The following is a 24,608-nucleotide window of genomic DNA, read 5'->3' as shown; positions in this document are numbered from 1 at the left end:
GGAATACCATGCGCTCCGCACGCGAATTCAATTTTGACGGCCTGGTAGGCCCGTCGCACAACTACGCCGGCCTGTCCTTTGGCAATGTGGCGTCCTTCAATAACGTGAAGAGCGCATCGAATCCGAAACAGGCGGCCTTGCAAGGCTTGGAGAAAATGCGCGCCCTGGCGGCGCGCGGCTTCGCCCAGGCTTTGCTGCCGCCGCAGGACCGTCCCAACTTCCGCCTGCTGCGCAGCCTGGGTTTCAGCGGCAGCAATGCCGACGTGCTGCAGCAGGCCTATAAGGAATCGCCGGTGATCCTGGCTTGCGCCTACTCGGCCTCGCCGATGTGGACGGCCAACGCCGCCACCGTCAGCCCCTCGGCCGATACCGCCGATGGCCGCGTGCATTTCACGCCGGCGAACCTGAATAACAAGCTGCACCGCGCTTTCGAGCACGTGCAGTCGGCGCGCGCGCTGCGCGCCATCTTCAATGACGGCACCCGCTTTGCCGTGCATGACGCCTTGCCCGGCACGCCCGCTTTCGGCGATGAGGGCGCGGCCAACCACACCCGCCTGTGCGCCAGCCATGGCGCCCAGGGCGTGGAGATGTTCGTCTACGGCCGCGCGGAGTTCGATGCGTCGGCTCCGGCGCCGAAGCGTTATCCGGCCCGCCACACGCTGGAAGCGTCGCAGGCCGTGGCCCGCCTGCACGGCCTGGCGGCGCCACGCAGCGTCTTCATCCAGCAGAATCCGGATGTGATCGACCAGGGCGTGTTCCACAACGACGTGATCGCGGTCGGCAACGGCAATGTGCTGTTCTACCACGAGCAGGCTTTTGCCGACGAAGCGGGCGCGCTGTCGCAACTGCGCCAGGCCATGGCCGGCGTCGGCGCTGAGCTGAACGCGCTGCGCGTCGATACCGGCATGGTGTCGGTGGCCGACGCCGTGGCCAGCTATCTGTTCAACAGCCAGCTGCTGTCCAAGCCCGATGGCAAGATGGCCCTGGTGGTGCCGCACGAGTGCCAGGAAAACGCCGCCGTGGCGCGCTACCTGCAAGGCCTGGTGGCCAGCGGCGGCCCGGTCGACGAGCTGGTGCACTTCGATCTGCGCCAGAGCATGCGCAATGGCGGCGGGCCTGCCTGCCTGCGTTTGCGCGTGGCGCTGACCGAGGAAGAATCTGCTGCAATGCACCAAGGTGTGGTGATGAGCGAGTCGCTGTACCATACGCTGGTGGCCTGGGTCGAGAAGCATTACCGCGACCGTCTGGAGCCGCAGGATCTGGCCGATCCGGCGCTGGCGCTGGAAGTGCACGCCGCACTGGAGGAATTGAGCATGATCCTGGGCCTGCCAGGCCTGTATGATTTTGATTTGTAATTTCAGATAGCATCCCAAAGTAGGGCGGAATGACCTTCCGCCTCCTGATTCATCGCTGCCGCGCAGCCACAAGCCGGGGCGAGCAGGCGAAATACACATAACGTATTGGAGAAGCAAGATGAAACAAATGCCGCAAGAGCTGAGAAAACAGACGCTGGAACTGGTCAACGCGGGCAAGCCCGCCGACGGCGGGCAAGTCCCGGCCCTGATCAGTGCCTGGCTGGGCGCGCTGGATGATGAAGATCTGGCGGACACCTCGCCCAATAGTCTTGCTCCCTTGCTGGTAGAAGGTTTCACCCAGGCCGCGCGCCGCAGCAGCACCGGCTGCCAGATCGCCAAGCTGCGCTACGCCGATGGCCGTGGCGGCCATGCCACGGCCCTGCTGATCCTGAACGACGATATGCCTTATCTGGTGGACTCCATCGTCATGGCGATGCGCAAGCAGCGCGTGGCCGTGAATGGCGTCCTGAACGCGGTGCTGAGCGTGGGCCGCGACGCTGCCGGCGTGGTCAACAAGGTCGGCGCCGACGGCGACAAGCAGGAATCCTATGTGCTTTGCCTGCTGGCCGAAGAACTGCAGGGCGACGCCCTGCAGGCGCTGGTGCAAAGCATCGAGATGGTGGCGCGGGACGCGGCCATCGTGCGGCGCGACTTGGCGGCGATGAAGGAGCGCTTCAGCAGCGTGGCCGCCGCCGCTGCCGCCCACGGCGAGGAGGGCCAGGAAGTGGCCGCCTTCCTGGAGTGGGCCGGCAATGAAGGTTTTGAAGTGCACGGCTATGCCTACTACCAGGTCAAGCCGGGCGCGCGCGAACTGGAACGCGATATTCCAAGCCGCATCGGCGTGCTGCAGGATACGGCGCATCCCGTGTACGGCGGCTGCCTGGCGAATATCCCGGGCGACTTCGACACCCTGTCCAAGCGTCCGCACACCCTGTCCATCGTCAAGGCCGACGTGGGCGGCACCCTGCACCGCGACCAGCAGCTGGACTTCATCGGCGTGCGCAACACCGATTCCAGCGGCGCCATCCTGGGCGAGCATTGCTTCGTCGGCCTGTTCACCCGCGCCGCCAACCTGACCCCGCTGGCCCGCCTGCCTTTCGCGCGCGGCCGCATCGCCCAGGTGCTGCAGATCGCCGGCGTGCGCAAGGAAGGTTTCCGCGCCGAGAAATTCGTCGAGATCCTGGAATCGCTGCCGCGCACCGAAGCGCTGGAAGCCGAGCCGCAATGGCTGGCCGAGGTGTGCGGTTCCGTGGTGTCGCTGTACAAGCAGCCGCGCACCAAGGTCTTCGCGCGCCGCGACGTGTATGCGCGCCACCTGAACGTGCTGGTGTATCTGCCGCGCGAACGCTATAGCGCCAGCGTCGCGTCGGCGCTGGCCAAGGCGCTGCAGCAAAGCTCGGGCGCCAGCCATGTCAGCTCGCAGACCCTGGTGGCCGACGGCCCGCTGGCCCGCGTCTACCTGATCGCCCACGCCGCGCGCTATCCGCTCGACCTGGAAAGCGATATCCAGCGTCCGCTGCTGTCCGTGCTGGACGGCTGGCACAACAGCTTCTCCGAATTGTCCGACGCGGTGTTCGACGAGCCGCTGCGCAACAGCCTGCGCAAGATGTGCTCGACCCTGCCGCTCGACTACGTCAGCGCCACCTCGCCGAGCGTGGCCTTCCACGATCTGGGCACCATTCTGCGCAACGGCATCAGCGACCGCATCGCCGTGCGCGTGGAGCTGGCGACCGAAGCCAATCCGGCCACTTCCATCCGCTTGTATTCGGTGGACCGCGTGCCTGCGCTGTCGGCCATCCTGCCGGCCCTGCATAACGCCGGCGTCTCGATCGAGCGCGAACAGGCGCATTCGATCCGCACCGAAGACGGCAAACGCTATTACGTCACCAGCCTGGGCGTGGACGCCGACAGCGCCGCCAAACTGGCGCGCGAAGGCATCGCCCCCGTGGCCCAGGACCTGTTCAGCGCCCTGCTCAATGACGAAGCCGAAGACGGCCGCCTGAACGGCCTGGTGATCGAAGGCGGCCTGAATACCCGCCAGGTGCAGCTGGTGCGCGCCTATATGAGCTACTGGCGCCAGGCCGGCACGCAATTCTCCGTGCGCTACATCGCCGAGAGCCTGCGCCGCCAGCCCGCCATCATCAAGGAAATCGTCGACGCCTTCAGCCAGCGCTTCAATCCGGCGCTGGGCGAGGGCGAACGCAATGCCGCGCGCGACACGCTGCAAGCCATCAAAGGCCGCCTGCCCGCGCTGAACCATGCGGATACGGAAGTGATCCTGGCCGCGCTGATCGATCTGATTCTGGCGACCCTGCGCACCAACTACTTCCAGAACGCCGACCAGGGCGACAAGATCATCTTCAAATTCGACACCAGCAATCTATCCCTGGTGCCGGAACCGCGTCCCTTCCGCGAAATCTATGTGTTCTCGCGCCGCTTCGAGGGCGTGCACCTGCGCGGCGGCCCTGTGGCGCGCGGCGGCCTGCGCTGGTCCGACCGCATGGAGGATTACCGCACCGAGGTGCTGGGCCTGGTGAAGGCGCAGATGGTGAAGAACGCCGTGATCGTGCCTGCGGGCGCCAAGGGCGGCTTCGTCTGCAAGCAGATGCCGAAAGACGCCACGCGCGATGTGGTGGCGGCCGAGGGCGAAGCAGTCTACCGCCTGTTCATCGCCAGCCTGCTGGAAGTGACCGACAACCGCGTGCTGGGCAAGATCGTCTCGCCTGAGGACACGGTCTGCTACGACGGCAACGATCCTTACCTGGTGGTGGCCGCCGACAAAGGCACCGCGACCTTCTCCGACATCGCCAACGGCATCGCCGTCAAGCGCGGCTTCTGGCTGGGCGACGCCTTTGCCTCCGGCGGCTCGAACGGCTACGACCACAAGAAGATGGGCATCACGGCCAAGGGCGCGTTCGAAGCGGTCAAGCGCCACTTCTACGAGATGGGCCACGATATGAACACCACCCCGTTCACCGTGGTGGGCGTGGGCGATATGTCGGGCGACGTGTTCGGCAACGGTGTGCTGCTGTCGAACCAGATCAAGCTGCTGGCGGCCTTCGACCACCGCCACATCTTCCTCGATCCGAATCCGGATACCGCCAAATCCTTCGCCGAGCGCCAGCGCATGTTCGCCCTGCCGCGCTCCTCGTGGGAGGACTACAACAAGGAACTGATCTCGCAGGGCGGTGGCGTGTATCCGCGCAGCGCCCGTTCCATCGAGCTGTCGCCGCAGGTGCGCGCCGCGCTCGACATCGAGGAAACTGCGCTGGCGCCGGAAGAGCTGATGCACCGCATCCTGCTGGCGCCGGTGGACCTGTTCTACAACGGCGGCATCGGCACCTATATCAAGTCCTCGGCTGAAACCAACGCCCAGGTCAAGGACCGCGCCAACGACAATATCCGCGTCAACGGCAGTGAGCTGCGCTGCAAGGTGGTGGCCGAGGGCGGCAATCTGGGCGCGACCCAGTCCGGCCGCATCGAGTTCGCGCTGGCGGGCGGCCGCATCTTCACCGATGCGATCGACAACTCGGCCGGCGTGGATTGCTCCGACCACGAGGTAAACGCGAAGATGTGGCTGGACGTGGAAATGAACGCCGGCCAGCTCAGCGAAGCAGACCGCAACCGCGTGCTGAACGATATGACCGGCGACATCGAGCGCCTGGTCCTGCGCGACAACACCCAGCAAACCCGTTTGCTGGTGCGCGAAGCGCAAGCGCAGAGCGAGAGCGCGGTGCAGGATGGCTATGCCGCCCTGATCGCCAGCCTGGAAGAAGAGGGCGCCCTGTCGCGCGAGCTGGAACAGTTGCCGAGCGTGGCCGAACTGGCGCGCCGCAAAGCCGATGGCCGCGGCCTGACCACGCCGGAACTGGCGGTGGTGATCGCCAACGTGAAGAACCGCTACAAGCGCATCCTGTCGGCCCTGCCGCTGACCGAGGAAAGCTGGGCCGAGCCGGTGCTCAAGCCTTACTTCCCCGACCTGCTGGTGGCAACCCGCTCCGCGCTGGCCCACCCGCTGGCCAATGCCATTCTGGCCACCGTGCTGGCGAATGAAGTGGTGAACCGTTGCGGCCCGCTGATGCTGCGCGACCTGGCGGCCCAGCATGGCGGCAGCGAGTCCGACGTGATCCTGGCCTGGGGCCAGGCATGGTCGGCGCTGAACCTGGCGCCGATCTTCGACACCCTGGACGCCGATGCGCTGAACGTCCCGCGCGCCGTGTCGATCAAGGTCGATGCGCGCACCCGCAGCATGCTGAAAGCCGTGATCGAAGGTGTGCTGGCGGTGCCGCGCGATCAATTGCGCTCCGGTCCTGGCGTGGCTGAGCTGACCCGCCTGTTCGCCGAACCGGCCCTGCTCAAGCAGCTGGTGGCCGGCCAGACCGAGTCTGATGCCGATGGTCACCCAGAGCTGCGCGCCGAATTCGCGCAAGCTTGGAAAGCAGTCGACGCCATCGAAGGCGTGGCGGCCTTCGTGTTTGCCGCGCTGGCGGTGAAACGTCCGGCGGGCATGGACCTGCCAGCCTTCCTGCAAGTGGGCATGTCCCTGCGCAGCCAGGCCGGCATCGATACGCTGGAACGCGGCCTGAAACTGCCGGCCCTGAGCAAATCGCAGGAGCAGTTGCGCAGCTACGCCCAGCAAGCCCTGCGCCGCACCCAGCAACGTCTGCTGACCCAGGTGCTGCAGCGCGCCACCAATGGCCACGACGCGGCCGAAGCGGTGGAAGTCGTGACCTGCACCCTGGGCCTGTCCGGCTATGCGGTGGCGAGCGATCTGGAACAAGCGATGCTGGACGTATGGGCGCTGTCCGAAGCGACCAATACCGGCACTCTGGCACAGGCAGCATAAGGTAGCATACGTAATGGCAAATGAAGTAAATGCAGCAAGCACCGGCGGCGCATCCGCGCTGCCGGATGCGGTACGCGCGCTGGCGGAGGCCGATTTTGGCGCCGTCGCGCGCAGTTTCACCAGTGCCGGTTTCAGCGTCAGCGAACCGGCCGACGGCATCCTGACCATCCGCCAGCCGCGCGGCGACTCTGCCGCCGCAACCCGCCCGGCGGTGCTGGTTTCCGTCGGCGTGCATGGCGACGAAACCGGCCCGATCGAAGTGGTGGCCTGGCTGCTCGACGCCCTGGCACGCGAGCCGCAGGCGCTGGCCGTGGATCTGATGATCTGCGTCGGCAATATCGGCGCCATCCGCGCCGGCAAGCGCTTTATCGACGCGGACCTGAACCGCATGTTCCGCGCCGAACGCGGCACGCTGGAAGGCACGGCCGAAGCGGCGCGCGCCGACGTCATGATCGCCGCCACCACCGCCTTCTTCCAGGATGCCGGGCCGCAGCGCTGGCATCTGGATCTGCACACGGCTATCCGTCCCTCGGTGTATCCGATGTTCGCCATCGTGCCCGACCTGATCGCCGATGAAGCCCGGCATGGCCTGATCGGCTGGCTGGGTCAGGCCGGCATCGAAGCCATCATCATGAATCCCGCCTCCGCAGGGACTTACAGCTACTACAGCGCCGAGCATCACGGCGCCGCCGGCACCACGGTGGAACTGGGCCGCATCGGCACCCTGGGCCAGAATGACTTGAGCCAGTTCGTACACGCCTCGCAGGCGCTGGACGATCTGCTGCGCGGCGCAGGACAACGTCCCGCCGTGACGCAACCGCATGTGTTCAAGGTCGCGCAGAACATCATCAAGCTCAGTGACGGCTTCACCATGGCCTTCGGCCGCGAAACGCAAAACTTCACGGCCCTGCCGCAAGGCGCCGAAATCGCCCGCGACGGCGACAAGATCTACACCGTGCAGCATGCCGAAGAGCTGGTGGTCTTCCCCAACCCCGACGTGCGTATTGGCCTGCGCGCCGGCATGATGGTGGTGCGCGTTTCCTGATCCGGCCGCCTGCGCCTGAGCGGCGGCAAGCGCGATTGCGGCGCTTGCGCTAGACTCGCAAGGTTCTCAATCATTCGAAGAAGGAGATGCCATGCCGCTGTCGATGTATCAGATTTCGGTGCCCGCTTTCGTGCGCGGCTTGAAGGTGTTGTCGGACTTGCTGAAGAAGGGCGAGGCGTTCGCGGAAGAGCAGGGCATGATTCCCGATGTGCTGTTCAACGCCAGCCTGGCCGCTGACATGATGCCGTTGTCGGCCCAGGTGCAGCATGCCTGCGATACGGCCAAGATGTCGGTGGCCCGCCTGTCGGGCGTGAAGGCGCCGTCGATGGAGGATAACGAGGCGACCTTCCAGCAGCTGCAGGAGCGCATCGACGCCACGCTGGCGTATCTGGAAAGCGTCGGCCGCGAGCTGGTCGACCAGGCCGAATCGAAAGAGATCACGCTTAACTGGGAAGCGATCCAGCCCACTTTCGGCGGCGCGGATTACCAGATCAGCTTCGGCCTGCCCAACTTCTACTTCCACCTCGTCACCGCCTACGGCATCCTGCGCAGCCAGGGCGTCGATATCGGCAAGATCGATTACCTCGGTCCCTATCCGCAATAAGAAAAGCCGCCGGAACCGGTAACGGTTCGGGCGGCTCGCAGGCCAGGAGCGTATTGCTTAGCGCTGCGGGTTCTGCTGGCGGTTCTGGATTTCGTTGCCGATATAGCCGCCGCCGATGGCGCCCGCGATGGTGGCCAGCTTGCGGCCATTGCCGCTGCCCACCTGGTTGCCCAGCAGGCCGCCGATCAGCGCGCCGGCGCCGATGCCGACATAATTCGGACCTTGCTGCTGCTGGCTGACCTGCGGCTCGCGCGGCGCACGACGCTCGTCCTCATAGCGCGCTTCATTGCGCGGCTGTTCGTGGCTGACGCGCTGCACGCGCGGCTTGTGCTGCACGGGTGCCGCCTGCTGCACCGGGGCCGCTTGCGGCGCGATTACTGCCTGTGGGGCTGGAACCTGCGCGGCATTCGCCGGGACCGGAGCCGAAACCTGGATGAAACCGGGAGCCGGTGCGCTGGCTGCCGGCGCTGCGGATGGCGCGGCCGGACCTTGTCCGCTCACCGCGCTGGTGGGCTGCACCATGGCCGGCTGCATCTGCGCCGACGGTTCGCCGCGCGAGGACGGCAGCCAGCCGGCAATCGCCGCTGTTCCAACGAGACTGAGCAAAGTCACGGAAATGGCTGCGCCGGCCACCAGGGGATGAATGCGTGGCGCGGTGCTGGTCGGGATCTTCTTGTACATGGCTTGGCTCCTTTTGCTGTCGTTGTAAAGCGTGGACTCAGATTACAGAGCACCGCTTTGCCAGGCTAGACATGGCGCTGTATCAAAAGTAAGCATGTGTAACGAACAACTCTAAAAACAAGGTTACACTGGGCGCCACAATAATTTCCGGAGACTTGCATGAAGCGCTTTTTCCCGATGCTGCTGCTGGCCGCAATGAGCGGCGCCGCGTTGGCCGCGCCGGCCAGCTACGAGATCGACCCCGCCCACACCTTCCCCAGCTTCGAAGCCGATCATATGGGCATTTCGAAATGGCGCGGCAAGTTCAATAAATCGAGCGGCAAGGTCACGCTGGACAAGGCCGCCGGCAGCGGCAGCGTGGAAGTGAACATCGATATGGGCAGCGTCGATTTCGGCCATGACCAGCTCAATACCTGGGCCCAGGGCGAGGAATTCTTCGATGTCGCCAAATATCCCCAGGCCGTTTTCAAGGGCAAGCTGGCCGGCTTTAAAAAAGGCGCGCCGACCCAGGCCGTGGGCGAACTGACGCTGCATGGCGTGAGCAAACCCGTGACCCTGAAGATCAACTCCTTCAAATGTATCCCCCATCCGTTGAACAAGCGCGAGCTGTGCGGCGCCGACATCGCCACCGTGATCCAGCGCGACCAGTTCGGCATCACGGCCGGCAAGGACTATGGCTTCAAAATGGATGTGGTGCTGAATATCCAGGTCGAGGCGCTGAAAACGGAATAAGGTCCGTCGCGCGCGGCCGCGTGCCGGCCGCCGCCGCAGCTGTTTTGCCATGTGGCCGAAATGGCAGTGTTGTTGCGTAAACGATAAACCATCAGCGATTTACCGGGCGGCGCGCCGGATGGCCCTATAATCGCTGTTTTTTTGCACAAATTGACAGAGCAGGGCGCGGCAGGATCGGCGGGATCGGCGGCGCAGCAGGCTGGAATTACCAAAAGGATAAGCGTGAATCAAACACTGTTCCAGAAACTGACCCGCACCAAGCCGATCGAGGCTCATGCCGAACAAGGCCAGAGTCTCGCCGCGGCAGGCCTGAGCCGCTCCATTGGCCTGTTCCCCCTGATGATGATCGGCGTTGGCGCCACCATCGGCACCGGGATTTTCTTCACCATGGTGGAAGCGGTGCCGAAAGCCGGCCCCTCGGTCGTGCTGTCCTTCCTGCTGGCGGCCATTACCGCCGGTTTGACGGCGCTATGCTATGCCGAGCTGTCCTTCCGCATCCCGGCCTCCGGCTCCTCCTACTCCTTCGCCTATGCCACCGTGGGCGAGTTCCTCGCCTTTATCATGGCGGCCTGCCTTTTGCTCGAATATGGGTTGGCTGCCAGCGCCACGGCGATCGGCTGGTCGGCCTACCTGAATAACTTCCTCGGCAACGCCATTGGCTGGCAGATACCGGAGCTGCTGCGCACGCCGATGATCGTGTCCGGGCCGCAGGGCGTGGTCTTCCATCCCGGCCATATCAATCTGCCGCCGATCATCCTGGTGGTGCTGTGCTGCTTCCTGCTGATCCGCGGCACCAAGGAATCGGCCACCACCAATGCCATCATGGTGCTGATCAAGCTGGCCATCCTGATCTTCTTCGTGGTGATCGCCTTCACCGGCTTCAATATCGACAATTTCACGCCGTTCTACAACACCGACAACAGCAAGGGCTTTGCCGGCATGGCGGGCGTGACGGCGGCGGCAGGCACCGTGTTCTTCTCCTTCATCGGTCTGGATACCGTGGCCACCGCCGGCGAGGAAGTGCGCAACCCGCGCCGCAATGTGCCGATCGGGATCATCGGCGCGTTGCTGATCGTGACCGTGTTCTATCTGCTGGTGGCGGTGGCGGCGCTGGGCGCCCAGCCGGCCCATATGTTCGAGGGACAGGAAGCCGGCCTGGCTGTGATCCTGCAAAACGTGACGGGCAAGGCCTGGCCGGCCCTGGTGCTGTCGGCCGGCGCCGTGATTTCGGTCTTCAGCGTGACCCTGGTGACGATTTACGGCCAGACCCGCATTCTGTACGCGATTTCGCGCGACGGCCTGATTCCGAAGGCGTTCCAGACCGTGAACCCGCGCACCTCGGCCCCGGTCAGCAATACCGTGATCGTTTGCATGGTGGTGGGCGTGGTGGCCGGCTTCGTCGACGCCACCTTCCTGTGGGACATGGTCAGCATGGGGACGCTGACCGCCTTCATCGTGGTGTCGCTGGCCGTGCCGGTCATGCGCCGCAAGGAGCGCCAGGCCGGCGACGTGAAGAAAGGCGGCTTCCGCGTGCCCTTCGGCCCGTATGTGGTGCCGGGCCTGTCGATCTTCGCCTGCCTGTACATCATGCGCGACCTGTCCACCACCACCTTCCGCATCTTCGCGATCTGGATGGTGGCCTCGGTGCTGACCTATTTCATTTATGGCATCCGCAACTCGCGCCTGAACCAGAAATAGCCCCGACAATAGCTGGGTCCGTGTCCACCTTGGTGCCTGGCACCAAGGTGGACACGGGCTCAGCGGTGAGCGGACAAGAAAAAACCCGGCGATTGCCGGGTTTTTTTACTGCGAGAGGCTGATAAGCCTCTTATTCCTCGCCTTCGGCGAGGGGAACCAGGCAAATGCGCGCCATGATGGCGGCACCGGCGATGATGATGGTGAGGAAGCTGATCATGGCCATGATTAACCTCGCGATGCCAGATAACGCAGTTCGGCGGCCTGGCTCGGGGAGAAGGCCTCGAAATCGCGGGCCATCGACAGCAGGGCGGCGCGGTCGCGGGCCAGGTCGCGCGAGATCATCTCGTCCTTGGCGGCAGCGGCACGGGCCGGTTGCACGGCGAACAGGGCGCGCAGCAGGTTGCGGGCAGCGTGCGCCACATTGGCGACATAGCTGCGGTCTTGATAAGTATTGAAAGTGATGTTGGTGGCGGTGGACATATGATCCTCCTTGGTAAATATCCTTATGTTGCAGTGCAGTATAGTACAGTTCTATCCATAAGGAAACTTTTGATTTGTGATGCCATCCATCACTCAAACGCATAACTAATTACATGCAATAAGCAAGTAACTATATCCTTGATGTATCATAAGTAGCCTCAGGGCAATGCCGCCTTGGATAAAGAACAGGAGAAGGCGGGATGTCCTTGCGTTCCAAACTGATGCTGGCCCTGCTGCTGACCGGGCTGGCCTCGGTGGCCCTGGTGGGCGGGCTTACTTATATCAGCGTCAACGCCAAGGTGGACTCGATCCGCCAGCAGCAAGCCGCCCAGCACTTTCACAGCTTTATGACCGCCTACCTGGCCGAGTACGGCGACTGGCAGACGGCCATCGCCAGCGAATCCTTCGACCAGTTCGTGCAGCGCCGCCAGGCGCGCGCGCCGCAGGGCGAACGTCCCAGCGACCTGCTAGAGCGCATGCCGCCCGAAGTGGACCGCCAGTCGCACCATGAACCCGATGCCGGCCAGCGCCGTGCGCCGCCGCCGCATGCTGCGCCGCCGCATAACGGCCCGCAGCGCATGCCGCCGGACGGCCATCCACGGCATCGCCCACTCTTGCCCGGTGCCGGGCAAGAGCCGCCACCGCCCATGCTGGAAGCGCCGCCTCCGGTCTGGCCGCCCGAGAATCCGCCGCCGCATGAGGCGCGCCCGCGCCGCGACGGCCCGCCGCTGTTCCGCTTCCTGCTGACCGATGCCGAATACCGCGTGCTGCTGGGCGCCGGCCTGGCCCGCAACGGCAGCATCCTGCCGGTCGAAATGCGCAAGGGGCTGCGTCCACTGTTGGTGGAGGGGCGCACCGTGGCCTATGTTTCGCCGCAAAGCGTGCTGACGCCCACGCCGCAGGAGCGCGAATACCTGGCCGCGATCCGCTCCTCGCTGCTGGCGGGCGTGGCGGCGGCAACCGCGTTGGCGCTGGGCCTTGGCCTGCTCCTGAGCCGCAGCTTGAGCAGCCGTCTGAGCTATCTGACCAATGCAGTGCGCGCCATGCACAAAGGTTCCCTGCTGCAGCAGGTGCCGGTGCGCGGCAAGGATGAAGTGGCGGAGCTGGCGACCGCCTTCAACGCCATGAGCGAGGATCTGGCGCGCAGCCACGCGGAATTGAACGCCTCGCACCAGACCATCCTGCAGCAGGCGGCGCAGCTGCGCGAACTGAGTATCCGCGACGGTTTGACCGGTCTGTATAACCGCCGCCACTTCGACGAGCAGGCCACCACGCTGTTCAAGCAGGCCGTGCGCCACCAGCGCCCACTGAGCCTGATGATCGGCGATATCGACTACTTCAAGCGCATCAACGACCAGTTCTCGCATGCCATCGGCGACGCCGTGCTGCGCCAGGTGAGCGCGCTGCTGCGCGACCATATCCGGCAAAGCGATCTGGTGGCGCGCTATGGCGGCGAGGAATTCGTGCTGGCCCTGCCCGAGACGGCGGGGCCGCAGGCGGTAGCCTTGTGCGAGAAACTGCGCCGCCGCATCGAGGATTATCCATGGCAGGAAATCCACCCCTGCCTGAAGGTCACCATGAGCATGGGCGTGTCCGTCGACGTCGCCAGCGGCAGCGCCGAAGCCATGCTGCGCCAGGCCGACGCGCTGCTGTACCAGGCCAAGGGAGCGGGCCGCAATCAGGTCTGCTTCGCCTAGCGGCTGATCCGGCCGCCGCCCTTGTCCGCCGCGCCGCCGAACAGCCGTGGCCCGAACAGCACGCAGGCCAGCGCCGCCACGATCAAGCCGATGCCCGCCCATTGCCAGCCGGTGATGACGTCGCCCAGTGCCGCCATGCCCGCCGTGATGCCGACCACCGGCACGCCCAGGCTGAATGGCGCCACGCGGTTGGCGGGGTGCCGCTTCAGCAGTCCGGTCCACAGCGCGTAGCCGACGATGGTCGCCATCCAGCCCAGATACGCCAGCGCGGCCCAGGTGCCGAGCGGCGCGCCGGTCCAGTGCCAGCGGCTTTCCGGCGCATCGAACAGCAGCGAGAGCGCGATGAAAGGCAGGATCGGCGCCAGGCTGCTCCACACCATGAAGGCCAGGGTGTCGAATTGCGGCGTGGCTTGCTGGGCGCGCCGCACCACGATATTGGACGCGGCCCACATCGCAGCGCCGCACAGGCAAAGCAAGAAGCCGCCCAGGGTGGTGCCGCCCGCCAGCGCCTCCGGCCCGAGATAGTTGGCGGCGAAGCAGCCCAGCCCCAGCGCCGCCAGGAACAGCCCGGCCAGCAGCGAGTGGCTGGGGCGCTCGCCCAGCAGAATAAAGGCGTAAAAGGCGGTGAAGAAAATCTGGGTCTGTAAAATGACGGAAGCCAGCGCCGCCGACATGCCCACCTTCAGCGACAGGAAGACGAAGCCGAATTGGCCCACGCCCTGGCACAGCCCATACAGCAGCAGCCATTTCCAACGCAGCTTGGGCGGGCGGATGAAGAATACCAGCGGCAGCACGGCAAACAGGAAGCGGCCCGCGCCCAGCTGGAAAGGCGTGAAGTCGCGCAAGCCATACTTCATCGCCACGAAATTGGTGCCCCAGATCAGAACGACGAACAGCGCCGCCGTGAGATCGCGTCCTGTCAGGGGCGTGCCGCTCATGCCGGCCTGCCTGCCGCTGTGGCCCCGGGCGCCACGTCGCGCATGATGGCTTCGCTGTGGATGATGATCTTGTCGGCATCGGCCTGCAGCAGCCGGATGCGGCGCTGCACCAGCGGCCAGCCCGACCAAGGCACCTCGGCGAAGCTCGATGGAATCGGCGTCAGCGCATCCATGCCCGCTTTGCGCGGCGCCGTGCCGCCATGCCTTGCCAGGGCCGCCGCCAGCGTGCGGCCTACCTGGTCATGGCTGTAGTGCAGCATGGCGTTCACCGCATCGGCCGGAATATCCTTGGCATGGCGGCGCAGGATGGCGCGCAGCGCCGCCACATGGGCCACCAGCAGATAGTTTTGCACGATGAAGAGGTTGATGTCTTCCACCGCGCGCTGCTTGCTGGCCGGTTCGTCCAGCATGCGCACCAGGGCCGCGCTCAGGCCGGACAGGCTGTCCATCAGGCGCTTGCGCTGGATGCGGTAGGGGAAGTCGTTGTGCGACTGGCCTTGCAGCAGCGCGAAGCTCGCTTCCATATAGCTCAGATTCGTCTCCAGCACCTGGCGTATCAGGCGCGGCAAGCTCAGGTATTCCCAGTTCGCCAGCACAAAGCTGAACACCGTGGCCACGGCCGCGCCGATGAAGGTGTCGATCAGGCGCTCGGTGATCAGGTTCGTATCGTGCGGCGCCACCAGGCTCATTTGCAGCAGGATCATGATACTGACCGCAATCGCCGCATAGCGGTAGCGCAGGTAGATGAAGGTCGGCGTGGCGATGGTGGACAGCACCAGGCAGGCCATGATGAAAGCCGGCCAGTTGAAGAAGCGCAGGATCAAGGCCGTGATCACGCAGCCGATCACCGTGCCGACAATGCGGTCGCTGCGGCGCTGCTTGGTCATGCTGAAGCTGGGCTTCAGGATGATGACGATGGTCAGCACGATCCAGTAGCTGTGCGCCGCATACGGCAGCAGGCTGCCCACGGCCAGGCCGCAGGCGATCGCCATCGCCACCCGCAGCGAAAAGCGGAATACCGGCGAATCCATGCGGAAGTGCGACCGCATCAGCTGCAGCTCGTACTTCTGCTGCGAGAGGAAGGGTTGCATATCGGCGTCGACCCAGAACGGCGTGCCTTCGTAAATCCGCTGGCTCGACACATGCAGCTCGCCGATCATGCGGATGATGGCGCGGATCTTGTTGCGCTGGGCGCGCAGCACGGCCAGCGCCTCCTGGCGCGGCTTGCCGGCGTCGGCCTCGGCCTGCAGCTGCCGCAGATGGGCCTCGATGGCGTCCAGTTCCGGCTCGTAGCTGATGGCCGCGTAGGACGCCAGCTTGCGCGTCACCGCATACGCCACCGATTCGATGTCGCGCGCGGCCTTGTAGGCGATATCGTGCAAGGTCTTCATGGCCGGCGAATCGACCAGGTGGACGCGCAGCTGGGCATAGTCGGTATGCGTGGACAGGATCAGTTCATACAGGTCCAGCATGCAGACGTGGACCTGCACCACGATGGCGTCCTTGCGGTTCTGGTGGCTGCGCAGGATCAGGTCGCGCGATGCCTGCTGGCGGTCGGCCAGCAAGGCCTGGTGGCGCACCAGCTTGTTGAACTGCTCCGTCAGGTTGTAGCGCACATCGTAGAAGTCGGCCTTGATGTCGATATAGGCGGCCAGCTCGAACAAGGCTTCGGCCAATACCTGCTGCTTGATGCGGTGGCGCAGCAGCCAGGCCACGCCCATGGCATAGGCCAGGTAGGCGATGGCCCCCAGCGTGAACAGGCCGACGTGGTGGAAGGCCTGGGCCGGCGTCATCTGGTGCTCCATCGACATCGTCATGATGAAGAGGGTGGCCAGCTGCAGCGGCATCGACTTCTTCCCATACACCACCATCATGCTGGCGAAGAAGCTGATCAGCACCAGGGTGGTCATCAGCAGCCAGTAATAGGGCGCGCACAGGCTGATGAGCAGGGTCACGGCGCTGCACAGCAGCACCGACGCCAGCATCTCGTTGAATTTGTGGCGCAGGGGGCTGGGCATATCCATCAGCGCCGTGCACAGGGCGCCGATGCCGACCGTCATCGCAGTTTCCATATCGGTGAACTGCAGCGCGAGGAAGGTGATGCCTACCAGGCCCGCGCCGAAGCGCAAGCCCAAATGGAAATAGTGGCTATAGAAAAAGGTGCGCGGATTTAAAGCGTAATGCATGTCGATAAACGGCAAAGGGTCGCGCAAAAACGCCGCCCTGGATCGCAGGGCGGCGCAGTTCTTCTTAGAAGATGGACAGTACCGGGTAACGGCGCCATTCCGGTTCGGCGTGACGCGCGCAGTTGTGGAAGATGAAGCCCAGTACCGCGTCCTGGTTGCACAGCAGTTCCGGGTTGGCTTCCTTCCACTGATCGAATTTCGCTTTCAATTCGGGTTCGGTGCGCAGCAGCTCGGAGGCCAGGTCTTCGAACACATAGTCCGAGATCGCTTCCTTCTTCTCCATGATGGCGTTGAAGAAGCCCCAGCGGAAGAAGCTGTCGTGCGCCTGCGGTTCCAGGGTCTCAACGGCATAGCGCGCATTGTCCTGGTCCAGCGAGATGATGTAGTCGCCCGGGTTCAGCTGGAAGCTGCCCTGGCGCGCTTCGACCTGCACCTCGTCATGGAACATATGGCCTTCGTACGGGCCGGGACGCGAAACCACGCCGGCGATATGGTAGTACTGCGCCTGCACGGTGGAGACCTGCTCGACGCGCTGCATCGCCACGCCATTCCATTGCAGGCGCTCGATCACTTCGCGCCAGGTCTGCGGCACCACATAGGCTTTCGGCGCGCGCACCACGGTGTCGGGCAGGAAGTTGCTGTAGTAAGGGATATCGCGTTCCCACGGCTTGCTGCGGTCGTAGGACAGGCGGGTGTAGTTGCCGATCACGCTGGGCGAATACACCGCTTCGTAACCCTTGAAGCGGAAGCTGGTCGGATTGGCCTCGTCCATCTTCCAGGTCACGGTCCATTCCTTCTGTTCGCGGCCCTGGGCCTTGGCGGCGGCGCGCAGCTGCTTGATTTCCTCGCCATTGGCCACGGTGAAGGCCATGGTGATGTCCAGCAGGGCGCGCATCGACTCGTAGCGGTCCTTGTAGGGCTTGAGCATATGCGTTTCCGGCATGAAGCCGATCACATGGTGCAGGGCGGCGAAGCCGGTGGAGAAGCGCGGCACTTCCAGGAACTCGGCGATGCCGTGGTCCGGGCTGTCCTTGACGGGATTGACGTAAGGGCAGGTCGGCCAGCCGCGCGCATCCATCTCCTGGAAGATGTGCGGCAGCATGGTGTGGCGCAGGAAGGGGCCAAGACCGCTGCCCAGCTTATCGGCCTGGGTGTGGATCAGCGTCATGGTGTAGCTGTAGTCGGCGCCGTTCGAGGTGTGGGTATCGACCATCACGTCCGGATCCCAGGCCGTCAGGATCTGGTTGAACAGCTTCGCGTTCAGCGTGTCGCATTTCACGAAGTCGCGGTTCAGGTCCAGATGGCGGCTGTTGCCGCGGAAGCCGAACAGCTCCGGGCCTTCCTGGTTCGGGCGCGAGGTATTGGCGCGGTTCAGGCAACCGTCGACGTTGTAAACCGGGATGAACAGCAGCACGGTCTTGCCCAGCGCGGCCAGGCGCTGCGGCTCGAAGCACAGGTCGCGCACGATGGCCATGCAGGCGTCCACGCCTTCCGGTTCGCCGGGGTGGATGCCGTTATTGTTGAAGAAGACGGTGCGGCCTTCGCGCTTGATCTGTTCGCGGTCGAACACGCCGTCGGCGCTTACCACGCCCAAATGCACCGGGATGCCGGCATCGGAGATGCCTGCCTGTTCGAAGCGCAGTACCTGGGGGAAGCGTTTTGCCAGTTCTTCATAGAAGGCTATGCAGTCGGCCCACAGGGTGGTCTGGTTCTGGTTGCCCTGTTCATAGGGAGTCAGCATTTCACGTTGCATGGTCTGGATCTCAGAGATGGTGGGAAATGAACGCGCACTGGATAAATGCGCCATCGAGGCTGGGATTGTAGCATTTCGGCCATGTTTTGCCCGCGCCGCGCCAGGCCTTGATCTGCTTCAGATAGCCCGTCCCTGGCCCGTGCTATCAAGGTTGTTCGACCTTGGAGGAGCCAGCCATGACACAAACCGGGAAACTGACGATCATCGTGCTTGCCGCGTTATCGGCCGCGGTGGCACAAGCGGCGCCGCCCATCGCGGCGGAGCGCGTGCCGCTGCGGCGGGAGGATGCGCCGGGCTGCCGCGAAGGCCTGGGCTTTGCCGGGCCAGCCGTGCTGACAGTGCGCTTTGGGCTGATGCGCCTTTTGCTCGATCCCGCCGCCATGCCGGATTCGGGCTGGCCCGATCCGCGTCCCGACCTGTTGCTGCTGTCGCGCGCCAGCGATGAACAATTGGCGCGGCTGGCACAGCAACCCTATATGTCGGTTCCCTTGCTGGGGCCGGAGACGGCGCTACGCCGCCTGCGCGAGCTGGGTCTGCGCCGCCTGCACGGCTTGCAGGCTTTCGAGGCGCTGGATGTGAGCAAGGCCGGTGTGCGCCTGCGCTTGACGGCGATGCCGGCGCATGGCGGTTTGAGCGCCTTGCTCGATTTTCAGCAGGGCTGGCGCAGCTGTCGCATCTATGTCAGCGGCGATGAGGGGGAGACGGCCGAGCAGATCGCCGAGCGCCTGCCCGGCGCCGACATGGCCGTGCTATGGCAGGGGGGAGAACGGGTGATCCGCGATCTGCGGCGCGAGCTGGTCACGCAGCGCGGCCCGTCCTTGCAGGCGGCGCGCTAGGCGCCGCCCCGAAAAACATCAGGCTTTCGGCGCGTTGGTGTCGGCCCAGGCGCTGAAGGCGGTAATGAACTTCTGCAGCAGTTCCTTGGTGCGCTCGTTGCTTACCTTGCCGTCTTCGCCCAGCAGGCTGGCGGCGTTGCCGATATAGGCTTCCGGCGCCGGCATTACCGGTGCGTTCATCGACACCATGGATTGGCGCACATGGTGGTTGGCGCCGAAGCCGCCGATGGCGCCTGGCGACACCGACATCACCGCGACCGGCTTGCCGTCCCAGATGCTGTGGCCATATGGGCGGGAAGCGATGTCGATGGCGTTTTTCAGCACGCCCGGCACCGAACGGTTGTATTCCGGGGTGACGATCAGGATGGCGTCGCTGGCTTTCAGCTTGGCGCGGAAGGCGGTCCATACGGCGGGCAGCGGGCCGGTTTCGTCCAGATCCTGGTTGAACAGGCCCAGATCGCCGATCTCGACGATTTCCAGCAGCAGGCCCGCCGGCGCCTGGGCGATCAGCTCCTGTGCAAACTTGCGGTTCAGCGATTCCTTGCGCAGGCTGCCAACGAGAACAGCGATTTTTTTATCGGCCATGTGAAGCTCCTATTTGAGTAAATGAACAACGATTTGTGAATGTAACCTAAGCCGGCAGAACGTGGGCATTTTCGCGCAGCTCGTCGTACAGGAATTGCGTCAGCGCCTTGATGCGCGCCACACGTTTCAGGTCGCGGTGGCTGAGCACCCAGAGCTGGGTGTGAAAGCGCGGTTCCGGCGCGGCCAGTCGCACCAGCTTGCGTTCGCCCTCGGCCAGCATGCAGAGCAGGGGGGCCACGCCCATTCCGGCCAGCGCCGCGTCGCGCATGGCCAGCAGGCTGTCGGCGCGCAGCGCGATGTGCTGCGGCGGCACGTGGGCGGCAATCCATTTCGCCATGCTCAGATGGCTCAGGCTCTCGTCCGGCGCCACCCAGCGCTGCGCGGCCCAGTCGTCGCGCGCGATGCCCTGCTTGTCCAATTCTTTGAGGTAGGCGCGCGAAGCGTAAAAGGCGCTCGCCACCACGCCGGCCTTGCGGCCCACGAGCGCATCGGGTGGTGTGTTGGAGGGGCGCACGGCGATATCGGCCTCGCGCCGCGTCAGGTTCAGGAAGCTGTTGTTGAGCACCAGCTGCAGCTGCACGGCCGGGTGGCGCTGGCGGAAGCGCTGCAGGATGGGCATCAGCAAGCCATGGGCCAGCGTGTCGGTGGTGGTCAGGCGCACGACGCCGCTCAGTTCCGCATCCAGCCCGCCCAGCGCGCGCTGGGCCGTTTCGATGCGCTCTTCGACCTCGCCCGTGTGATCGTGCAGCAGCTCGCCGGCCGACGTCAGCACATAGCCCGACTGGAAGCGTTCGAACAGGCGCACGCCCAGCGACTGCTCCAGCCCATCGAGGCGGCGCAGCACGGTGGAGTGATTGACGCCCAGCTCGCGCGCGGCGGCCGAAATGCTGCCGCCGCGGCTGACGGCGGCAAAGCAGCGCAAGTCTTCCCAGTCTAGTTTATGCATATTTGCGGAATTAATCTGCTGATTTTTCTAATTTTAATGCATTTTTGCATAACATACACTGCCCATATCGACCATCGAATGAGGACTTTGCCATGCTGACCTTCTACACCGCCAACACGCCCAACGGCCACAAGATCGCCATCGCCCTGCAGGAACTGGAACTGGCGCATGAAACTCGGCGCGTCGATCTGAACGCGGGCGAGCAGCATCTCGCGCCGTTCAGCGAGATGAGCCCCAACCACAAGATTCCGCTGCTGGTCGACGGCGAGCAAGCCATCTTCGAATCGGGCGCGATCCTGATCCACCTGGCCGACAAGGTGGGACGCCTGCTGCCGGCGCAAGGCGAGGAGCGCAGCCGCGTGCTGCAATGGCTGTTCCTGCAGATGGCCCACATCGGCCCGATGCTGGGCCAGCTCTGGTACTTCCGCCACGGCACCAAGGAGCACAATGCCCAGGCGCTGGAACGCTATGAACGCGAGGTGCGCCGCCTGTACGGCGTGATGGAAACCCAGTTGCAGCGCAACGAATGGCTGGCCGGTGCGCAGTACTCGATCGCCGACGTGGCCACCTTCCCCTGGCTGCACAGCTATCATGAACTGGGCCTCGACATCGCCGCCTGGCCGGCGGTGCAAGCCTGGCTGGCGCGCATCGAACAGCGGCCCGCCGTACGGCGCGCGCTGGCCGGGCAGCAAGGGAACTGACGGTGGCCTGGCTCCTGCTGCTGGCCGCCGCCCTGGTCGACATCGCCATGGCCATCGCGCTCAAGTACGCCGATGGCTGGACCCGACTCTGGCCAAGCATCCTGGGCCTGGCCTGCGCCAACGGCGCCATCGCGCTGCTGACGCTGGCGCTGCGCCAACTGCCGGTCGGCACCGCCTTCGCCATCTTCACCGGTATCGGCGCCGCGGGCGCGGCCGCCCTCGGCATCCTGCTGTACGGCGAAAGCGCCGCCCCGCTGCGCCTGTTGCTGATCGCCGCCATCATTGCCGCCATCGCCGGCCTCAAGCTCACCCAGCCCTGAGCACAGCAATAAAAAAAGCCACGCTGCGTTGCCGCGGCGTGGCTTTTTGGGGAAGGGAGCGGGATTACTCGGCGCTCATTTCCTTCAGCAGGTTGTTGGCCTTGTCGATGTGCTTCATATTCCACAGCATGTAGCGCAGGTCGACCTGGATGTCGCGGGTGTTGGCTTTGTTGAAGTCCCAGTCGGAGATGATGGAATCCAGCGTGCCGTCGAAGGCCAGGCCGACCAGCTCGGCTTTCGAGTTCAGCGCGGCGGAACCGGAGTTGCCGCCGGTGATGTCCAGCGTCGCCAGGAAGTTGACCGGCACGGTCTTCAGCTTAGGATCGACGAACTTGCCGAAGTCCTTGTTCTTGATGGCTTCCAGCTGGGCTTGCGGCGCATTGAACTCGCCTTGGCCGGTGGCTTTGGCGGCCACGCCGTTGACGGTGGTGAAGGCGGTCCAGGTGGTGCCGTCGGCGCCGTGGTCGCGGCCGGCGATCTTGCCGAAGGTCACGCGCAGGGTGCTGTTGGCGTCCGGATACACGGCTTGGCCCTTGGTCTTCATGAAGGCGATCTTCGCTTTCATGTAGCTGCCGTAGGCTTGCTGGATATTGCCGGCCAGTTCTTCGTCCTTGGCTTCTTCTTTCAAGCCCTCTTCATACATGGCGACGGCGGCCTTGATGAAGCTGTCGTTGCTGGCTTTGAAGTCGGCCGGCGATTTTTCCAGCCAGGCGGCGCGCTCTTTGGCGTCGCCCAGTTTGCTGCCCGCGTACAGGGTGTCGATGGCCGCTTTCAGTTCCGCTTCGCTCATGCCCGCTTTCAGGCCGAGGGCGGCGTTGAAGGAGGCGTTATGCTCGGCGGCTGGCTGGGCCAGGTAGTTTTTCAGGTGGTGCAGGACCAGGGCCTTGTCCACTTTCTCGTCATAGGTACGCACCAGACCGGCAACGCTGGACTTGAAGCGCGGCAGATCGCGCACCTGGTAGCCGGCCTTGCGTTCGGCGTCCGGTTTCTGGGTTTCGTTCGCCAGGCGGTACAGCGAACGGGCGCTGCTCAGCAGGCGTGGCTGGCCGTAGGACAAGTTGAAATCGCGCTTGGTTTCGGCGTCGCGCTGGGCGATCAGTTTTTCCACGGCGACGATATCGGCGCCGAATTCCTTCTGGCGCTGAGGATTGGCGTTGACCCAGGCTTTCAGCTCATTGTGCTGGGCGGTTTTGCGCGCCAGGAAGTCGCTGCCCGCGTAGGAATTCAGCATGCCCTGGCGGTTTTTGTAGTAGTTGTTGATGCTGGCGACCTGGCCCGCGTATTTCAAGGCGGCGTCCTTGTCATCCTTGGTTTCGCGCGCGATGATCGCCAGGTTTTCGCCCGACGCTTTCACGAAGGCTGGATAGTTCGAATCGAAGGTGTAGGCCACTTCCGACGGCAGACGGTGGCGGTTGGTGCGGCCTGGATAGCCCAGCACCATCACGAAATCGCCTTCCTTCACGCCTTCCTTGGCCAGCTTCAGGTGGTGCTTCGGCACGTAGGGGACATTGTCTTCGCTGTAATCGGCGGCCTTGCCATCCTTGCTCACGTAAGCGCGGTAGAAGCCGTAGTCGCCGGTGTGGCGCGGCCACATCCAGTTGTCGGTGTCGCCGCCGAATTTGCCCACGCCGGCCGGTGGCGCGTGCACCAGGCGCACGTCGCGGATTTCCAGCTGCTTGATCTTGTAGAACTCCAGGCCGCCGTAGAAGGAGGACACGGTGCAGCGGTGGCCGGCGTCTTTTTCGCACTCGGCCACGATGGCTTTCTGGTTTTTCTCGATGGCGTCGGAGCGCTGCTTGCCGCTCAGCTTGGCCACGTCGGCGGTGACTACCTTGTCGGTCACGTTCAGCACTTCGGTGGTGACGAAGATGCGGCTGCCCGGTGCGGCCGGCAGCTCTTCTTTCAGCGAACGGGCAACGAAGCCGTTGGCCAGCAGATCGCGCTCAGGACGGGAGTTTTGCGCCACGCTGTTGTACACGCAGTGGTGGTTGGTCACCACCAGGCCTTGCGGCGAGACGAAGGAGGCCGAGCAGCCGCCCAGGCTGACGATGGCGCCCATCGGGAACTCGGTCAGCTTGGTCAGGGAAGCGGGGTCCAGTTTCAGGCCGGCGGCTTTCAGATCCTTGGCGATCTGGGGCAGCTGTTGCGGCATCCACATGCCTTCGTCGGCATAGGCGGCGGAAGCGGTGCTCAGAACGGCGAGCGCGATCAGTGTTTTTTTCATGCGATTGTGTGATTGGATGAATGAAGTGGTCGAAGCGGCGCGTGCTCTTTTGACTTGATTGAAGAGCATCCGTGAGTATCCGCACCGTGCAGGAATTCGTCAACACCAAAATCGGGGCTAAACGCTGAAGGAAATTCGGTATTTTGCGGCTTGCGCCGTGGGTGGCTGCGCGCTCCAGAGCGGGAGCAGAGCTGCGGCACCGAATATTGTTGCGTCGCACAATAAAAAAGCCAACGCCGCTGGCGCTGGCTCGAAGCGGGTGGGACGGCGCCGTCAGCGCACGCGGCCGCGGAAGATCAGGTTGACGATGGCCAGCAGGACGACGGCGCCCAGGAAGGACACCAGCAGTGACATCAGGCTGAAATCATCGGCATTGATGGTGCCGGCGCCGAACAAGGGAGACAGCAGCCAGCCGCCCAGCAGGGCGCCGATGATGCCGACCACGACATTCAGGAACAGACCCTGCTGCGCGTCGGTTCGCATCACGAGGCTGGCCAGCCAGCCCAGGATGCCGCCTACAACAATCCAGATAATGAAGCTCATGTTCATTCCCCTTCAGATAGTTGACGAAAGGCCACCGGGCACAGCCCGGCCCTGCTTACAGTGTACCTCGTCCACCGCCCGCCGCTTGGTGCGGCAGCGTACCGTGCGCTGTCTCAGAGTTTGCCTATCTTGTCCAGCAATTCGGGATAGCATTCCACCAGTTTGAGCAGAATCGAGGCTTGGGCATTCGGCCGCGATATTCCCTGCTCCCAGTTGGCGATTGTGCGTGCCTCGATACGCAGCTGACGTGCAAATACCTGCTGCGATACGTTCAACTTGCGCCGAATATTTGCCACTTCCTCGGCGCTTAAACGCGGCATGGGCCGATGTTCCAGCGAGGTGCGCTTCAATGTCAGCTTGCCTTCGCGCTCAGCTTGCAGAGCGTCGAAGCCTTCCATCATTTCCGAGAATAGGTTGCGTTTGTTCATGATTCGACCT

General features: G+C 64.2%; 20 protein-coding genes. 10 read left to right on the top strand and 10 right to left on the bottom strand.

From position 1 onward, the window contains the following. Window positions 1–8: 8 nt before the first annotated feature. From astB to FHS03_RS14620, 4 genes are all read left to right on the top strand, one after another. Window positions 9–1,355, top strand: coding sequence for an N-succinylarginine dihydrolase (gene astB, locus FHS03_RS14635; protein WP_183441688.1), 1,347 nt, complete (start codon window positions 9–11; stop codon window positions 1,353–1,355). Between the two features lie 118 nt (window positions 1,356–1,473). Then, entirely contained in the window at window positions 1,474–6,201 is a 4,728-nt protein-coding gene (locus FHS03_RS14630; protein WP_183441687.1) for an NAD-glutamate dehydrogenase domain-containing protein, read from the top strand. 13 nt (window positions 6,202–6,214) lie between these two features. Next, complete coding sequence (locus FHS03_RS14625; protein ID WP_183441686.1) at window positions 6,215–7,246, top strand: succinylglutamate desuccinylase; 1,032 nt, start codon at window positions 6,215–6,217, stop codon at window positions 7,244–7,246. 91 nt (window positions 7,247–7,337) lie between these two features. After that, complete coding sequence (locus FHS03_RS14620; RefSeq protein ID WP_183441685.1) at window positions 7,338–7,850, top strand: DUF1993 domain-containing protein; 513 nt, start codon at window positions 7,338–7,340, stop codon at window positions 7,848–7,850. A 57-nt stretch (window positions 7,851–7,907) separates the two neighbouring features. On the opposite strand, the gene FHS03_RS14615 is transcribed toward FHS03_RS14620, so the two are convergent. Continuing rightward, window positions 7,908–8,531, bottom strand: a complete 624-nt coding sequence (locus tag FHS03_RS14615; protein WP_183441684.1) for a glycine zipper 2TM domain-containing protein — start codon at window positions 8,529–8,531, stop codon at window positions 7,908–7,910. 159 nt (window positions 8,532–8,690) lie between these two features. On the opposite strand from FHS03_RS14615, the gene FHS03_RS14610 reads away from it, so the two are divergent. Next, window positions 8,691–9,263 carry a YceI family protein gene (locus tag FHS03_RS14610; RefSeq protein WP_183441683.1) on the top strand — a complete coding sequence of 191 codons (573 nt, stop codon included), beginning with the start codon at window positions 8,691–8,693 and terminating at the stop codon, window positions 9,261–9,263. 222 nt (window positions 9,264–9,485) lie between these two features. Then, the gene (locus FHS03_RS14605; protein WP_183441682.1) at window positions 9,486–10,961 is read left to right on the top strand and encodes an APC family permease; all 1,476 of its coding nucleotides are present in this window, start codon (window positions 9,486–9,488) and stop codon (window positions 10,959–10,961) included. A 225-nt stretch (window positions 10,962–11,186) separates the two neighbouring features. Here the strand turns inward: FHS03_RS14605 and FHS03_RS14600 are convergent, their stop codons facing one another. Then, on the bottom strand, window positions 11,187–11,441 hold the full coding sequence (locus FHS03_RS14600) for a hypothetical protein (RefSeq protein ID WP_183441681.1): 255 nt from the start codon (window positions 11,439–11,441) through the stop codon (window positions 11,187–11,189). 200 nt (window positions 11,442–11,641) lie between these two features. On the opposite strand from FHS03_RS14600, the gene FHS03_RS14595 reads away from it, so the two are divergent. Next, window positions 11,642–13,138: a sensor domain-containing diguanylate cyclase gene (locus FHS03_RS14595; protein ID WP_183441680.1), complete on the top strand. Its 1,497-nt coding sequence runs from the start codon at window positions 11,642–11,644 to the stop codon at window positions 13,136–13,138. On the opposite strand, the gene FHS03_RS14590 is transcribed toward FHS03_RS14595, so the two are convergent. The 3 genes from FHS03_RS14590 to FHS03_RS14580 form a co-directional block, all read right to left on the bottom strand. Further along, entirely contained in the window at window positions 13,135–14,076 is a 942-nt protein-coding gene (locus FHS03_RS14590; protein WP_183441679.1) for an EamA family transporter, read from the bottom strand. The two genes, FHS03_RS14595 and FHS03_RS14590, sit on opposite strands and share 4 nt — an antisense overlap. Next, a complete protein-coding gene (locus FHS03_RS14585) occupies window positions 14,073–16,262 on the bottom strand; it encodes an FUSC family protein (RefSeq protein WP_183441678.1) in 2,190 nt (729 codons plus the stop codon). The genes FHS03_RS14590 and FHS03_RS14585 overlap by 4 nt, the downstream gene beginning before the upstream one ends. Before the next feature lie 64 nt (window positions 16,263–16,326). Beyond that, window positions 16,327–18,003, bottom strand: a complete 1,677-nt coding sequence (locus FHS03_RS14580; RefSeq protein ID WP_371871702.1) for a M14 family zinc carboxypeptidase — start codon at window positions 18,001–18,003, stop codon at window positions 16,327–16,329. Window positions 18,004–18,191: 188 nt separating this feature from the next. Here FHS03_RS14580 and FHS03_RS14575 point away from each other — a divergent pair, with 188 nt between their 5' ends. Further along, window positions 18,192–18,851, top strand: a complete 660-nt coding sequence (locus FHS03_RS14575; RefSeq protein WP_183441676.1) for a hypothetical protein — start codon at window positions 18,192–18,194, stop codon at window positions 18,849–18,851. A gap of 18 nt (window positions 18,852–18,869) precedes the next feature. Here the strand turns inward: FHS03_RS14575 and FHS03_RS14570 are convergent, their stop codons facing one another. Both FHS03_RS14570 and FHS03_RS14565 read right to left on the bottom strand, forming a co-directional pair. Next, on the bottom strand, window positions 18,870–19,436 hold the full coding sequence (locus FHS03_RS14570; RefSeq protein ID WP_183441675.1) for an NADPH-dependent FMN reductase: 567 nt from the start codon (window positions 19,434–19,436) through the stop codon (window positions 18,870–18,872). Between the two features lie 46 nt (window positions 19,437–19,482). Continuing rightward, window positions 19,483–20,382 carry a LysR family transcriptional regulator gene (locus FHS03_RS14565; RefSeq protein WP_183441674.1) on the bottom strand — a complete coding sequence of 300 codons (900 nt, stop codon included), beginning with the start codon at window positions 20,380–20,382 and terminating at the stop codon, window positions 19,483–19,485. Between the two features lie 92 nt (window positions 20,383–20,474). On the opposite strand from FHS03_RS14565, the gene FHS03_RS14560 reads away from it, so the two are divergent. Together FHS03_RS14560 and FHS03_RS14555 are read left to right on the top strand one after the other, a co-directional pair. After that, window positions 20,475–21,083 carry a glutathione S-transferase family protein gene (locus tag FHS03_RS14560; RefSeq protein ID WP_183441673.1) on the top strand — a complete coding sequence of 203 codons (609 nt, stop codon included), beginning with the start codon at window positions 20,475–20,477 and terminating at the stop codon, window positions 21,081–21,083. Between the two features lie 2 nt (window positions 21,084–21,085). Next, on the top strand, window positions 21,086–21,403 hold the full coding sequence (locus FHS03_RS14555; protein ID WP_183441672.1) for a DMT family transporter: 318 nt from the start codon (window positions 21,086–21,088) through the stop codon (window positions 21,401–21,403). 64 nt (window positions 21,404–21,467) lie between these two features. On the opposite strand, the gene FHS03_RS14550 is transcribed toward FHS03_RS14555, so the two are convergent. The 3 genes from FHS03_RS14550 to FHS03_RS14540 form a co-directional block, all read right to left on the bottom strand. Beyond that, window positions 21,468–23,627 carry a S46 family peptidase gene (locus FHS03_RS14550; protein ID WP_183441671.1) on the bottom strand — a complete coding sequence of 720 codons (2,160 nt, stop codon included), beginning with the start codon at window positions 23,625–23,627 and terminating at the stop codon, window positions 21,468–21,470. A 273-nt stretch (window positions 23,628–23,900) separates the two neighbouring features. Then, window positions 23,901–24,170 carry a GlsB/YeaQ/YmgE family stress response membrane protein gene (locus FHS03_RS14545; protein WP_176348911.1) on the bottom strand — a complete coding sequence of 90 codons (270 nt, stop codon included), beginning with the start codon at window positions 24,168–24,170 and terminating at the stop codon, window positions 23,901–23,903. A 113-nt stretch (window positions 24,171–24,283) separates the two neighbouring features. Further along, entirely contained in the window at window positions 24,284–24,598 is a 315-nt protein-coding gene (locus tag FHS03_RS14540; protein WP_183441670.1) for a helix-turn-helix domain-containing protein, read from the bottom strand. Window positions 24,599–24,608 lie beyond the last annotated feature (10 nt).

The organism is Pseudoduganella violacea (genome assembly GCF_014191875.1).
GTDB lineage: Bacteria > Pseudomonadota > Gammaproteobacteria > Burkholderiales > Burkholderiaceae_D > Rugamonas > Rugamonas violacea_A.
This window is presented reverse-complemented; position numbering and strand designations above follow the sequence as displayed.